The 14,137-nt window shown below is 62.7% G+C and carries 9 protein-coding genes; 4 read left to right on the top strand and 5 right to left on the bottom strand.

The features are described 5' to 3' along the window. Positions 1-105: 105 nt before the first annotated feature. Both JKP78_RS04530 and JKP78_RS04525 read left to right on the top strand, forming a co-directional pair. The gene (locus tag JKP78_RS04530) at positions 106-828 is read left to right on the top strand and encodes a response regulator (RefSeq protein ID WP_200626129.1); all 723 of its coding nucleotides are present in this window, start codon (positions 106-108) and stop codon (positions 826-828) included. After that, entirely contained in the window at positions 825-2,180 is a 1,356-nt protein-coding gene (locus tag JKP78_RS04525; protein ID WP_186684505.1) for an ATP-binding protein, read from the top strand. The genes JKP78_RS04530 and JKP78_RS04525 overlap by 4 nt, the downstream gene beginning before the upstream one ends. Here the strand turns inward: JKP78_RS04525 and JKP78_RS04520 are convergent, their stop codons facing one another. The 3 genes from JKP78_RS04520 to dkgB form a co-directional block, all read right to left on the bottom strand. Further along, complete coding sequence (locus JKP78_RS04520) at positions 2,181-2,645, bottom strand: nuclear transport factor 2 family protein (RefSeq protein ID WP_186684507.1); 465 nt, start codon at positions 2,643-2,645, stop codon at positions 2,181-2,183. A 231-nt stretch (positions 2,646-2,876) separates the two neighbouring features. Next, a complete protein-coding gene (locus JKP78_RS04515; protein ID WP_225931940.1) occupies positions 2,877-4,064 on the bottom strand; it encodes an MFS transporter in 1,188 nt (395 codons plus the stop codon). Positions 4,065-4,069: 5 nt separating this feature from the next. Continuing rightward, positions 4,070-4,873 carry a 2,5-didehydrogluconate reductase DkgB gene (dkgB, locus tag JKP78_RS04510; protein ID WP_186684509.1) on the bottom strand — a complete coding sequence of 268 codons (804 nt, stop codon included), beginning with the start codon at positions 4,871-4,873 and terminating at the stop codon, positions 4,070-4,072. Positions 4,874-5,136: 263 nt separating this feature from the next. Between dkgB and JKP78_RS04505 the strand changes: the two genes are divergently transcribed. Further along, positions 5,137-10,578, top strand: a complete 5,442-nt coding sequence (locus JKP78_RS04505; protein ID WP_234454486.1) for a dermonecrotic toxin domain-containing protein — start codon at positions 5,137-5,139, stop codon at positions 10,576-10,578. A 46-nt stretch (positions 10,579-10,624) separates the two neighbouring features. Here the strand turns inward: JKP78_RS04505 and JKP78_RS04500 are convergent, their stop codons facing one another. Next, on the bottom strand, positions 10,625-11,119 hold the full coding sequence (locus JKP78_RS04500; RefSeq protein WP_186684511.1) for a DUF934 domain-containing protein: 495 nt from the start codon (positions 11,117-11,119) through the stop codon (positions 10,625-10,627). Next, positions 11,103-12,755: a nitrite/sulfite reductase gene (locus JKP78_RS04495; RefSeq protein ID WP_170029268.1), complete on the bottom strand. Its 1,653-nt coding sequence runs from the start codon at positions 12,753-12,755 to the stop codon at positions 11,103-11,105. The genes JKP78_RS04500 and JKP78_RS04495 overlap by 17 nt, the downstream gene beginning before the upstream one ends. Before the next feature lie 210 nt (positions 12,756-12,965). Here JKP78_RS04495 and JKP78_RS04490 point away from each other — a divergent pair, with 210 nt between their 5' ends. After that, positions 12,966-14,042, top strand: coding sequence for an ABC transporter substrate-binding protein (locus JKP78_RS04490; RefSeq protein WP_186684513.1), 1,077 nt, complete (start codon positions 12,966-12,968; stop codon positions 14,040-14,042). The last annotated feature ends 95 nt before the right edge of the window (positions 14,043-14,137 follow it).

Here is a 14,137-nt window from a genome sequence, read left to right as displayed (position 1 = left end):
CCGGATTGTCTCCGCGTCGACACTTTGTTACCAGGTTGAAATATATGACGGCTAGCGGAGGAAGGCCTTAAAGTACGGCTTGATATCTTGTTTTGGTGGGTTTTCGTGAGCCATTTGCTGATAGTCGACGACGATGTCGAAGTACTCGACCTGCTACAGAAGTTTCTTCGCCAGCACGGTTACGAGGTTGACGTGGCCAGGGACGGCAAAGCGCTCTGGCAGGCCGTCGAACGGCGGGTGCCAGACCTGGTGATTCTTGACGTGATGCTGCCTGGCGATAGCGGCCTGGTGCTGTGCCAGCGCTTGCTGGCCGAGCACAAGGTGGCGGTGATCATGCTCACCGCCATGGGCGAACTGAGTGACCGGGTAGTGGGGCTGGAGCTGGGTGCGGATGACTACCTGACCAAGCCGTTCGCTGCCCGTGAACTGCTGGCGCGGGTCAGGGCAGTGCTGCGGCGTGCCGGCGAAGCGGCCGATCGCGCAGCCGCTGGCGGGGCGGGCCATGCCTGCGCGATTCTCGAGTTTGCTGGCTGGCGGCTGGATGTGGTGCGGCGCGAATTGCGTTCGCTGGCCAACGTCATGATCCCCTTGTCCAACGGTGAATTCGAACTGTTGTTGGTGTTCGCCGAACATCCGCGGCGGGTGCTCAGCCGCCAGCAGTTGCTGGACCTGGCCCGTGGCGATGCCTACGAGGCCTATGACCGCAGCGTTGACGTCCAGGTGAGCCGGCTGCGCCGCAAGCTTGAAAGCGAGCATGGCCACGAGCCCTTGATCCGCACCTTGCGCAACGCCGGTTACCTGTTCACGCCGACGGTCGCCAGGCGATGAACCTGCTTGCCCGGGCTCGCCGGGCCCTGCCACGGCCAAAGATCACCATTGCCCGCTGGATCGCGCTGACCACCCTGACGGCGATGCTGTTCCTGTTGCTGCTCAAAGGCCTGTTCAGCCTGCTGCTGAGTGTCTGGGCGCAGCCACCGCTGCTGGAAAGCGGAGTGATTGAAAAGGTCGCAACGGTTACCCGAATTCTCGATGTCGCGCCCTTGGCAGAGCGGGCCAACATCGCCAGCGCGGCGGGTGATGGCAGCTACTCGGTGCGCTGGCTGCGCCGTCATGACGAAGCGGGCGTGCCAGCGCTGGTCGATGCCGAGTTCAGCGAGGGCACGCCGATCCTGCGCGCGCTGCTCAAGCGCCCGGATGCCAGGATCGAAGCCTTCGAGCCATCCGACATGCCGGAATACGCTCCTGAGCGCGGCTATGCGCTGATGATCGAGCTGAGCGACAAGTCGTGGGTGCTGTTCCGCGCCACTGCCCGTAGCTGGGGGCTGGATGAGCTGCCACGCAACCTGATCATCCTGACCCTGATGCTGCTCTCCAGCCTGGCCGTTGCCTTGCTGGCCACGCGCTACCTGGCCAAGCCGCTGGAGCGTTTTGCCGAAGGTGCACGGCGTTTTGGCAAGGACTTCAACGCGCCGCCGATTCCGGTGGTCGGCCCGCATGACCTGCGCCAGGCGATTCTCGCGTTCAACGCTACCCAGGCGCAGCTCAAGCACTTTCTCAACGACCGCACCCAGATGCTTGCGGCCATTTCCCATGACTTGCGCGCACCCTTGACGCGCATGCGTTTGCGCGCCGAGTTCATTGACGATGCCCAGTTGCAGGCCAAGCTGTTCAAGGATGTTGACGAGATGCAAGCGATGGTCGAAGCGGCGTTGGCGTTTTTCCGTGACGATGCTCGGCTGGAACAGGCCACCGTGTTCGACCTGGGCGAGTTGCTGTCGACCGTGGTGGACGATTTCAGGGATGCCGGTGTGGAGGTGGGGCTGAGCGGGCCACGTCGCTGCGTGTACGAGGGGCGCCCGGTGGGTGTCAGGCGGGTGCTGGTCAACCTGATCGACAATGCCGCGAAGTATGGCCGTGACCCCGCAGTGACGCTGGCGACAAATGCCGGGCAGATCGAAATCAGCGTGCAGGATCGCGGGCCGGGCATCGCGCCGGAGCTGCACGAACAGGTATTCGCCCCGTTCTACCGCATCGAAGGTTCGCGCAACCGTAATACCGGCGGCGTTGGGCTGGGCCTGCCGGCAGCACGAGCCATCGTGCTGGAGCAGGGCGGCAGCGTGACCTTAAGCAACCGCCCGGGTGGTGGCCTGGAGGTCAGGGTCACGCTGCCGGTTGGCTGATCAGAGGCCCAGTTCGCTGAGCCCGGGGTGATCATCCGGGCGCCGGCCCAACGGCCAGCGGAACTTGCGCTCGGCTTCGCTGATGGGCTGTTCGTTGATGCTCGAATGGCGGTTCTGCATCAGCCCGTCGTCGGCGAATTCCCAGTTTTCGTTGCCATAGGCGCGGTACCACTGGCCGCTGTCGTCGTGGTACTCGTAGACATAGCGCACGGCAATGCGGTTGCCGCTGAAGGCCCACAACTCCTTGATCAGGCGGTACTCCAGTTCGCGGTTCCATTTGCGCGTCAGGAAGGCCTCGACCTCGGCGCGGCCGCGGGGGAACTCGACGCGGTTGCGCCACACGGTGTCGACGGTATAGGCAAGCGCGACCTTGGCAGCGTCGCGGCTGTTCCAGCCATCCTCGGCCAGGCGGACCTTTTCGATCGCGCTTGCGTGGGTGAAAGGCGGAAGGGGTGGGCGAGACATGGGTTACTCCTCGGGTCGATTGACTGGTGAGGAGCTTAGCCGCCGCTGCGTGACCAGAGAATGGATGTGCCTGGCACTTCATAATTGCATTGCCTGGAACAATGTGTAGGAGCGGCCTTGCGTCGCGATGGGCCGCAAAGCGGCCCCCGCATTCTCTGATCAAAACGGCAATTGCTGGGGCTGCTACGCAGGCCCGTCGCGACACCAGGCCGCTTCTGCAAGTGGCCGCGATCAGCCCGCGTCGGCAGCGGTTTCGCCCACGACCTTGCTGCGCCCGCCCAGCCAAACCAGCAGCAGCCCGGCTGCCGCGAGTACACCGCCGGCCATCGGCACCGCCGCATAGCCCAGGTCCAGGCTGATCACCGCACCACCCAGCGCAGCGCCCAGGGCATTACCCAGGTTGAAGGCACCGACGTTTATCGACGAGGCCAGCCCCGGCGCCTCGATGGCCGCGATCATCACCCGCATCTGCAGCGGTGGCACCACGGCAAAGGTGAACATGCCCCACACCAGCAAGACCAGGGCGGCGCCGATATGGCTGCCCAGTACCAGCGGCATCAGCAGCATGATTGCCGCCAGCGCCGCGAGGAAGATCCGCGCTGCGCCATCCAGCGACCAGTCGGCCAGGCGACCGCCCAGGCTGTTGCCCAGGGTGAAGCCGACGCCGATCAGCACCAGGCCGAGGGTGACGAAGCTGTCCGAGGCGCCGGTCAGTTCGGCCAGCACCGGCGCGACATACGTGTACAAGGTGAACATGGCACCGGCGCCGAGCACGGTGGTAGCCATCGCCAGCAACACGCTGGGGCGGGCGATCACGGCCAGCTCCCTGCGCACATGCGGCACGCTGCCGCGCTCACCCTTGGGCAGGGCGAACCACAGCGCGGCCATGGCCAGCAGGCCCAGCGCGGCGGTGCCGGCAAAGGCCATGCGCCAGCCGACCTGCTGGCCGACCCAGGTGGCGGCCGGCACGCCGCCAATGTTGGCGATGGTCAGGCCCATGAACATGGTCGCCACGGCACTGGCTTGTTTCTCCTTGGGTACCACGCTGGCCGCTACCACCGCGCCAAGGCCGAAGAACGCGCCGTGGTTGAGGCTGGTGACCAGCCGCGAGGCGAGCAGGGTGTAGTAGTCCGGTGCCAGCGACGACAGCAGGTTGCCCAGGGTGAAGATGGCCATCAGCGCCATCAGCGCTGCGCGCTTGCCGAAACGGCTGAACAGTAACGTCATTACCGGTGCGCCGAGCATCACGCCGATGGCATAGGCGGTGATCAGCATGCCTGCACTGGGAATGCTTACATCGACGCCCTGGGCGATCACTGGCAGCAGGCCCATCGGGGTGAACTCGGTGGTGCCGATGCCGAAGGCGCCGATGGCCAGGGCGAAGAGCACCCGGCCGCTTTTCATTGCATGAGCGGTCATGGCGATCAATCCCAGGCCGGGGCCAGGCCGTCGGGGCTGACTTCGCGGCCATTGCGTTCCAGCGTGGCAATCCGGGCCATGTCATCGGCGTCCAGCTGCAAGCTCTGGGCAAGCAGGTTGCTGGCCAGGTTCTCGCGTTTGGTCGACGACGGGATCACCGCGTAGCCCTGCTGCAGGGCCCAGGCCAGTGCCACCTGGGCGACCGTGGCCTTGTGCTTGGCGCCGATGTCGGCCAGTACCGGGTCTTTCAGGACCTTGCCATAGGCCAGCGTCATGTACGAGGTGACGGTGATGCCTTGTTCCTTGAGGAATGCAACCAGCTTGCGGTTCTGCAGATACGGGCTGAGCTCGATCTGGTTGGTGGCAATCTCGCCTTTGCCGACCACTTCGATGGCCTGGCGGGTCAGCTCGATGTTGAAGTTGGACACGCCGATCTGGCGGGTCAGCCCCAGCGCCTTGGCTTCGGCCAGGGCGGCCATGTATTCAGGCAGTTCAACGCCGTTGCCTGGGGCTGGCCAGTGGATCAGCAGCAGGTCGACATGGTCGGTGCGCAGTTTCTGCAGGCTTTCGCGCAGGCTGGGGATCAGTTTGTCGGCGGCGTAGTTGTCGACCCAGATCTTGGTGGTGATGAACAGCTCGCTGCGCGGCACGCCGCTTTCGCCGATGGCCTGGCCGACGTCAGCTTCGTTGTTGTAGATCTGTGCGGTGTCGATGACCCGGTAGCCCAGTTCCAGGGCCGACTTGACTGAGTCGATTACGGCTTGACCCGTCAGGCGGAAAGTACCCAGACCGAAAGAAGGGATGCTCATGAAACGCTCCTTGGCAAAGAACAGTTGACCCAGGCGTGTCGCCTGCGTGAGTGAAGCCAGTGTGCAGGGTTGATGGGAGATGATTAAGGGGGCGTGGTGCCAAGATCTTTTGCTTTGAAGTCAAGAGTCGCCACGTACTCATGACTGTCGAACCGGTCGCCTTGGGGAATGCCAGCGCGTGACAGCCAGGCGGATTGCTATAGATACCGCCTCGTCCACGCCGGGCATTGATGCAATGCGGTTTTCTTTGCGTGGAGACCAAGATGCACCAGCCCCCCTTGACCGATGGCTCGACCGACGCCTTGATCGCCAGCCGTTTACCGTCCTGGCTGACTGCGACCTCGCTCGATAACCTGTATGCGCTGCATGCGAGCCAGCAATGGCAACAGCAGGTACAGCATCAATTGCACATGCGGTTGGCGAGCATCACGCCGCTGGATGCCTTCGCCGCCCCGTTGTTGCAGCAGGCCTTGCAAGCCCGGCATCGCCTGACGCTGGATGTGCGCCGCGCGATGTTGCGCCGCCGCACTCTGCAGCGTTTTCCATCGCATGTCGCGACCATTGCGGATGGCGTCCGGGAACGAATACACCAGCAAAGCCTGCTGGCGGCAGCGTTGCATAACTTCACCGAGGACGAAACCTTCACCAGCGCCATTCTGCAAGGTACCGTGGTGCAGGATGCGCAAGGCCAGGAGGCAGGTATTTCGCCACAGGCGTTCTACACCTTGTGCCGCTCCCTTGACCTGGGTGGGCAATACCAGGCTTATCTGCGTGAACAACTGAAGCCAGACGGTGAGCCCGGGAAGCAGTTGCAGGCCCTTATCGAGGAGAGCTATCGGGCTGCGCTGGAGGCGGCGCTACGGCTGTCGTTGTTCAACGGGGAAATTGCCCGACACTGCCTGCCGCTGGTCTCGCTGGTGGCTGCCAAGCCAGCGGCAAGTACAGGTCTACAGCCCCATGCATTGCGTGTGTTCGGCAAGCTGGCGCGAGGGGTGGTGGTATTCGAAGTTGCAGCACCCGACAGTTCGCACACGGGGCTGCTGTGCTGGGTACCCGATGATCCTCATGGCGCTCTTACCTGGTATGCAACGTGGGGGCAACTGTTCCTGACGATGGGTAAACAGTTTCGCTTGCCAGGGTATGTCCGTTTCTTCCAGCGTTTCATCAGCGAACGGGATCGTGAGGGGTATACCCGTGCGCTGGAAGAGGCTCTGAAGCAAGGTGATGGGAACGTTCCGGTTCGTCTCGATGGTCGTCACGAAGTGATCGAGCAGCCGCTGTTCGAGTACCTGCGCAATCAGCAGATCGAGACCTTGCTGGACAATGCCAAGGTACTGGCGGTACCCACTGCCGACGTGGATGCGCAGGAGCGTGACCGGCGCCTGCATTTCTACCTCGAAAGCGCGCTCGACCTGCTGGGCCTGGCCAGCTTCGGGTTGCCGGCGCTGGCGCTGCCGTTGCTGGGGATCACTGCGCTGCAGGTAGCCGACGAGGTATATGAAGGGTATGCCGATTGGCAGCTGGGCGATCGACAAGGGGCGCTGGAACACCTCTACTCGGTTGCCGAAACAGTGATCATGACCGGCGTCAATGTCGGCGCTGGCCTGGCAGCCCAGCGGCTGGCCAGGGCAGCCTATGTCGATGAGCTGGTGCCTGTACAGACCGACAAACACACCTTGAAACTGTGCGACCCGATGTTGCCCGGCTATGCGGTAGAGGCCGAGGGCGTTACGGGCGTGCTGTCGTCGGCGGATCAAGGCGAGGTGATACGCACGCCCGTCGGAAGTTATCAAACCTACCTGGAGCCGGAATCGCAGCAGCGTCGTATTCGCCATCCGCAACGTGCCTCGGCCTATGCGCCGATTCTCGAAGACAACGGTGCTGGCGCCTGGCGCCATGAACTCGAAAGGCCGCATGAGTGGGAAGGCCGCGTGCAGCTGTTGCAAGACCTTGCCACTGATCTGACGCAGCTGGATGCCGAAGTTGCTAACGATGTGCTGCTTGCCACCGGCCTGGATGAAGACCACCTGCGTCGTTTGCACATCGATGATGCGCCGCCACCGGCACGGCTGCTCGACGCCATTGAACGTCATCGCCTGCATACCGAACTGCCATGGCTGCGCGACGACGGGTTCGAGCAGCACCTGCAGGCTCTGCAAGGCGTCGCTACCCCAGAGCAGGCCGTATTGCGCAGGGACTTCCCAGGCCTTTCGATCAGGGCGGCGCGCGAAATCATCGAGCATGCCGGGGAGCATCAGCGCGAACAACTACAGATTCACCAGCGTGTTCCCCTGGCCTTGGCCGAACAAGCGCGCTGGCAACTGCATGATGCGCGGCTGGATCGCGCCTGCGCTGGGCTGCGTCAGGCTGCAGCCGTCAATCGCGATACCGAGCAGTTGGCGTTGAGCCTGATCGGCGACGAGGCGCCTTGGCGGGGGACCCGGGTTGAAGTACGGCTTGGTTCGATGACCGGCGAAACGATCGCCCACGTCGGCGCTGACACGGCAGATGAAGTCCGGACATTGGTGCGCACGCCCCACGGCTATGAGGTGGTTGGCCGGGTTGCGGATACTCTGTCGTCCTCTTCGGCGTCATGCAGCTTGTTCAACGCGCTGATGCTGCTGTTGGATCCGTGGCAGCGCAAGCGATTGGGCCAGGCTGCCGAGAGCCCGCAGGCGCTGGCTGATGCGTTGTCGTACTGGGCAAGCCAACGGCGTGAACGGGTGGCCGCCGTGCTTGGCATGGCACCCATCGCATCAGGTTTCAGGCCGCCGGTCCGGTTGGGTGACGGGCGTCTAGGCTATCCGTTGAGCGGACGGGGTGAAAGCAGCCTTCGTGCATTGCGCCGCGGTATGCAACGACTGTTTCCGGAACTGGACGATCAGGCATTTGTCGACCTTATCGACAGGGCGCGAAGCCTCGGGTTGACGCCGTGGAACTACCATCTGCGCCTGAATGAGCAACTGCGTGCCCTCGATCAGGCATTGGGCCGATGGCGGCGGCAATCATCCGGCCCTATGCAACTGCTGAGGCGGGCCCGCATGGCACGGCGAATTCGTAACGCCTGGCGCCGCAGAACCCGCGACGAGGCCGGACACTTCGCGTTGATCCTGGAACATTCACGGCTGAGCTCGCTGCCTGACTTGCCCGATACCGTCAGCTTTGATCATGTGACCACACTGACCTTGGCAGATCTGGAACTGACTAATGTTCCTGAGCACTTTCTGTCTCGTTTCCCGAATGTGACCAGGCTGAACCTGGCGAGTAACCAGCTGACTGCGCTGCCAACGTTCGAACGCACGCCTGGGTTGGAGGAGCTGCGGCTGGCGCATAACCGGATCGTGATAAACGAACAGAGCAATCGGCAGCTGGCTGGCTTGCGCCACCTGACCACTCTTGATCTTGATTTCAACGAATTGGATGTCGTGCCACAGCTGCACTTGCCAAGCACGCTTCGACGCTTGCATTTGCGTGGCAACCGGCTGCGAAGCATACCCCTGCACTTGCTGCAGCGGGGTGTGCTGGAGCAGGTCGATCTGCGCGACAACCGTATCGGTGTCATTGATGAAGCTCAGCTGGCATTCTTGAACGCCCATCCTGACAGGGTGCGCCTGCAAGGCAACCCGCTGCCCCCGGCCACACTGGAACGGATGAACGAGCAGGTGTGGCTGCCACCCGTGCGGCCATTACCTGAGCAGCCCGCTACCCACGAGTCGGACCGTTGGCTGGAAGGTTTGAGTGGGCAGGAAGCAAGCCGGCGCAGGGGGGCTTGGCAAGCGTTGCGCGCCGAGCAGGGCAGCGCCGACTTTTTTGCCTATCTCGAAGAGTTGCTGGGGGCTCCCGAGTTCATGCGCCAACCGGTAGAAATGCGCCGACGGGTGGGCGAGTTGCTCGAAACCATGCAGCACAATGCGGTTGTCCGCAGTGCCATGTTCCGCCAGGCTGCGATGCCGCGCGGACGCGCTGATCTCGATGTGTTGGTGACAAGGCTTCAGGTTGCATTGCGCACCGAAGGAGTGAGAGGGCGGCGGGTGGAACGGGGGCTGCGCGATCTGGCTCGTGAGCTGTTCCGGCTGGAGCAAGTCAACCGATTTGCAACTCAGCATATCGAGCGCTTGCGCTTGGTGCCCGGCCAAGCCAGTTCGAATGACGTCTACCTCGCCTTCAGAGTGGGCCTGGCTGACGCATTGGGCATTCATGGGCAACCGACCTACCTGAACCTGCAACACGTTCGCAGTGTAACGCCTGAGGTGCTGTCAGAAGCCGAAGCCATGGTGTATGAAGCTGAAACGCCTGAGACGTTGAGCCAGTTTCTGTCGCGGCAATTTTTCTGGGAAGAATATGTCCGTGGCGCTTATGCCGACCAATTCGCCGCGATTCGTCAGGAATACGCGCCGCAGCTAGCTGCACTGGAGCCCGAGCCGGGTCAGGCGCATGCCCCGATGGACGCTGTAAACAGGATTGTCGCCCAGCGCCAGGCGGCAGAGCGTGCACTGACCTTGGAACTGGCACGTGGCAATGGCTGGGCGTGGTGGCACTTTGCGCCGTCCCATGGGCCTGGCCTTCGAGCGTTTACCCGGCTGTCGAGGCAATTGGAGCAAAGCCTCGAAACCTGGCAAGGCTCGTCGACCGATGCGGAGTATCACGCGCGCTTCTCGGTTGCGCAGACATTGCGTCAGGTCTGGTACTCAGGCTTGCGCGGTGAAGGCCCAGCCTTCAATCCTGCTATCGAGGGACTATCGGTTAGCACGCTGCCGGAGCTTCCGGTGGGTATCCGCTTCGACAGGCTTCGTACATTGTCGCTGTGCAACCAGCAGCTCACGGTCATTGAGGGTGATTTTCTACGGCGCTTTCCCAATCTGGAACTGCTCGACCTGTCGGGCAGCCGTATATCCCGACTGCAAGGGCTGGAGCACTTGCCGCACCTGCGCAGCTTGAACCTTGGGGGCAACCTGCTTGATACAGTGTCAGGCCTCGAAAGCCTGGGGCAGTTGGTCGAGTTGGACCTCAGTGGTAACAGGTTGGAGGTATTCCCGGCCGGTATCGATCGTTTGACCCACCTTACAAGCCTGGACTTGGCCTTCAACCAGTTGAGTGAGCTTCCAGAGCGGCTGGGTTCGCTGTCAGCGCTCGAGAACCTGCAGCTCGGTGGCAACCTGTTGACCGACCTGCCACGCGCTATCGGTAACCTGGCGCGGTTGAACATTCTCAACCTTGGTAGCAACCGATTGAGCGTGGTTCCGGAAAACCTGAATAGCTTGGCAAGGTTGACCCAGCTATACCTGCACCATAACGCTATTGTGCTTGACGCCGTAAGCGAATCGCGACTGGAGTGGTTCTCAAGACTAGAGGTGCTGAGTCTGGAGGGGAATCCGCTAGGCAGCGTCCCACCGCTGCGTTACAACGTCCACCTGCGTTATTTGTCCCTGCGTGCCACTGGATTGAGGGCTTTCCCGCTTCAATTGATGCTGAATCATCCAGGCCTGAGTGTGGACTTGCGTGGCAATCACATCACTGCCTTGAACGAGGATGCGCTGCGTTGGGTGGAGGCACAGCCTCAAACGGTCAACCTCGAAGACAATCACTTGAGTGAGGCGGTAATGGTTCGTTTGCGCGAAGCCTTGGGGCGTCTGCAATTGCAACGAGCCAGGGAAGAAGAGGGGAACGTGGTCGCGATTCGAAAACCGCCAAGCCGCCGAGGCTAGGTATTCAAGCCATGGCCCACAGCGGGTGGGCCATGGCTTGGGGCGGTTAGCGGCGGCGGAACAGCGGCAGCGGCTCGTCGGTGGCAGCCTGGTAGGTCACCGAAAAGTCTTTCAGGCTTTGCAGCGCGTCTTCCGGGTCCTTGTCGGCACGGATGGCGAACGCGTCGAAGCCGCAACGGGCCATGAAGAACAGCTGGTCGCGCAGCACGTCACCAATGGCCCGCAGCTCGCCCTTGAAGCCGTAACGGTCACGCAGCAGGCGCGCATTGGAGTAGTTGCGCCCGTCGGTGAAAGCCGGGAAGTTCAGGGCGATGACCTGGAAGTGGTGCACGTCGTCGCCGATTTCTTCCGCTTCTTCATCACTGTCCAGCCATATGCCCAGGCCGCCGTCGCGGGCTTTCAGCGCATGGGCATGGTCGCGCCACATCTGCAGCGGGACAATGTAGTCGTCGCAGTTGGTCAGCTCGTCGAACGAGGTCTCCTTGGGCAGCAGGTGCCAGGTTTCGTCGACGATCTGGTTGTTCTTAATGATTCGCTGCATAGACGCGTTCCTTGAAGGGGTCGATGCCGATACGCTGGTAGGTGTCGATGAAACGCTCTTCCTCGGTACGTTGCTCGACGTACACGGCGATCAGCTTCTCGATCACATCGGCCATGTCGTCCTGGGCGAAGGACGGGCCGAGGATCTTGCCCAGGCTCGCGCCTCGCGCAGCATTGCCGCCGAGCGACACCTGGTAGAACTCCTCGCCCTTCTTGTCCACGCCGAGAATGCCGATGTGGCCCACGTGGTGGTGGCCGCAGGCGTTCATGCAGCCGGAAATGTTCAGGTCGATCTCGCCGATGTCGAACAGGTAGTCCAGGTCGTCGAAGCGGCGCTGGATGGATTCGGCGATCGGGATCGACTTGGCGTTGGCCAGCGAGCAGTAGTCACCGCCCGGGCAGCAGATGATGTCGGTCAGCAGGCCGATGTTCGGGGTGGCGAAGCCGGCCTCGCGCAGCTCCAGCCACAGTGCGTGCAGCTGGCGCTGCTCGACATCGGCGAGGATGATGTTCTGCTCGTGCGAAGTGCGCAGGAAACCGAAGCTGTAGCGCTCGGCCAGGTCGGCCACGGCATCCAGCTGCTTGTCGGTCAGGTCGCCCGGGGCAACGCCGGTGGGCTTGAGTGACAGGGTCACGGCCACGTACCCCGGGCGCTTGTGGGCGCGGGTGTTGCGCGAGCGCCAGCGGGCAAAGCCTGGGTATTCGGCATCCAGGGCGCTGTAGTCGACATTGTCGAGGGCCAGATAGTCCGGGTCGACGAAGTGGCGCGAAACGCGCTGCACTTCGGCTTCGGTCAGGGTGCTGCTGCCGCCGCGCAGGTGGACCATTTCGGCCTCGACCTTCTCGGCGAACACTTCCGGGGTAAGGGCCTTGACCAGGATCTTGATCCGCGCCTTGTACTTGTTGTCACGGCGGCCGTAACGGTTGTAGACGCGCAGGATGGCATCGAGGTAGCTGATCAGGTCCTGCCAGGGCAGGAACTCGTTGATGAACGAGCCGACTACCGGCGTACGGCCCAGGCCGCCACCGACCAGCACGCGGAAGCCCAGTTCGCCAGCGGCATTGCGCACCGGCTCCAGGCCGATGTCATGCACTTCGATGGCGGCGCGGTCTTCCTGCGAACCGTTGATGGCAATCTTGAACTTGCGCGGCAGGTAGGCGAATTCCGGGTGGAAGGTGGTCCACTGGCGGACGATTTCGCACCAGGGGCGTGGGTCGATGATCTCGTCCGCAGCGACACCGGCGAACTGGTCGGTGGTGGTGTTGCGCAGGCAGTTGCCGCTGGTCTGGATCGCGTGCATCTGCACGGTGGCCAGCTCGGCGAGGATGTCTGGGACGTCTTCCAGCGCCGGCCAGTTGAACTGCACGTTCTGGCGGGTGGAGATGTGGGCGTAGCCCTTGTCGTAGTCGCGGGCGATCTTGGCCAGGGTGCGGACCTGGCGGGCGTTCAGCTGGCCGTACGGCACGGCGACACGCAGCATGGGTGCGAAACGTTGGATGTAAAGGCCGTTCTGCAGGCGCAGAGGGCGGAATTCTTCTTCGCTCAGTTCCCCGGCCAGGTAGCGGCGGGTCTGATCACGGAACTGCTTGACGCGGTCCTCGATGATCCGCTGATCGTACTCGTCGTATACGTACATAAAAGTCCTGTCTCAGGCATGCAGCTATTCGCGCGCACGGCCGCGCACTCCGCTTCGGAGCCGGGGAACGATAGCAGGTTGCGTTTATGCGCTAAAGTGATGTTTTTGCATATGAAAAGAACCAAACGGACTATGTGAGACTGAATGCCATTTGTGCGCTGGCTGCGCCCCAGCGTTTATAATCCTTGGTTTGTTTTGCAGGGATTACCCATGCTCAAGGCGTTGTGCCAAAGCTTGTGTCTGATTCTGCCGCTGGCGGCAAGTGCGCAACCGGCTTCGGTGGTCTTTCTCAACCCAGGGCTGTCCACCGAGACGTTCTGGACCAGTTATACCCGTTTCATGCAGGCCGCCGCAGACGAGCTGGGCATGACCCTGCGCGTCGAGTACAGCGAGCGCCGTGCCGACCAGGCGCTGAGCCACGCCAGGGCGATCCTGGACGGGCCGCAGCGGCCGGACTACCTGGTACTGGTCAACGAGCAGTATGTAGCCCCGGAAATCATGCGCCTGTCGCGTGGCACCGGGGTCAAGCTGTTCCTGGTCAACAACGGCCTCACCACCAGCCAGGCGCTGAGCATCGAGGCCCAGCCCGACAAGTATGCCGAGCCCCTGGGAACCTTGGTCAGCAACGATGAGGAGGCAGGCTACCAGATGTTGCATCAGATGGTCGCGCAACTGCCCCGTGACGGTGGGCCAGTGGACCTGGTGGCCTTTGCCGGGGTCAATACCACCCCGGCCTCACAGCTGCGCGTAGAGGGCATGCGCCGCGCCTTGGCCGACTGCCCTCAGGTGCGCCTGCGTCAGGTGGTATATGGTGGCTGGAACCGTCAGCGCGCCTACGAGCAGGCGCAGCAATTGCTGGAGCGCTACCCGGACACCCGCTTGGTGTGGTCGGCCAATGACGAGATGGCCTTTGGTGCCATGCAGGCGTTCGAAGAGGCTGGGCGCCGACCGGGCCATGACGTGCTGTTCGGTACCGTGAACAGTTCGCCCGAAGCCCTGCGTGCGCGTATCGACGGGCGCCTGAGTGTGCTGCTGGGCGGGCATTTCACCCTCGGCGGCTGGGCCATGGTGATGCTGCACGACGATGCCCAAGGGTTGACGGTGAACCGTGATGGCCTGCGCGAGCACCGCGTGCCAGTGTTGCAGTCGATCGACCAGGCCAAGGCGCAACGTTGGCTCAAACTGCGGGAACGGGCCGATTATGGGGTCGATTTCCAGCGTTACAGTGCCCTAGGGCGGCCGGCCGATTACCAATACCCGTTTCTCAAGGCGCCCATGGACTTTTGAGCGGGGAGCCGGGTACTGGCAGGCGCGGGCATAGTTAACTACCACGGCGCGGTAGGGTTGTTCTGTTCAGATGACAGCTTCCAAAACAAAGGAGT

Origin of the sequence: Pseudomonas sp. LAM2023 (assembly GCF_016620375.1) — a bacterium.
In the GTDB taxonomy this organism is placed as follows: Bacteria; Pseudomonadota; Gammaproteobacteria; order Pseudomonadales; family Pseudomonadaceae; genus Aquipseudomonas; species Aquipseudomonas anuradhapurensis.
This window is presented reverse-complemented; position numbering and strand designations above follow the sequence as displayed.

Excerpts from the sequence above, each read along its gene's own strand:
- JKP78_RS04525 (WP_186684505.1), top strand. The coding sequence starts at position 825 with ATGAACCTGCTTGCCCGGGCTCGCCGGGCCCTGCCACGGCCAAAGATC.
- JKP78_RS04520 (WP_186684507.1), bottom strand. The coding sequence starts at position 2,645 with ATGTCTCGCCCACCCCTTCCGCCTTTCACCCACGCAAGCGCGATCGAA.
- JKP78_RS04515 (WP_225931940.1), bottom strand. The coding sequence starts at position 4,064 with ATGACCGCTCATGCAATGAAAAGCGGCCGGGTGCTCTTCGCCCTGGCC.
- dkgB (WP_186684509.1), bottom strand. The coding sequence starts at position 4,873 with ATGAGCATCCCTTCTTTCGGTCTGGGTACTTTCCGCCTGACGGGTCAA.
- JKP78_RS04505 (WP_234454486.1), top strand. The coding sequence starts at position 5,137 with ATGCACCAGCCCCCCTTGACCGATGGCTCGACCGACGCCTTGATCGCC.
- JKP78_RS04500 (WP_186684511.1), bottom strand. The coding sequence starts at position 11,119 with ATGCAGCGAATCATTAAGAACAACCAGATCGTCGACGAAACCTGGCAC.
- JKP78_RS04495 (WP_170029268.1), bottom strand. The coding sequence starts at position 12,755 with ATGTACGTATACGACGAGTACGATCAGCGGATCATCGAGGACCGCGTC.
- JKP78_RS04490 (WP_186684513.1), top strand. The coding sequence starts at position 12,966 with ATGCTCAAGGCGTTGTGCCAAAGCTTGTGTCTGATTCTGCCGCTGGCG.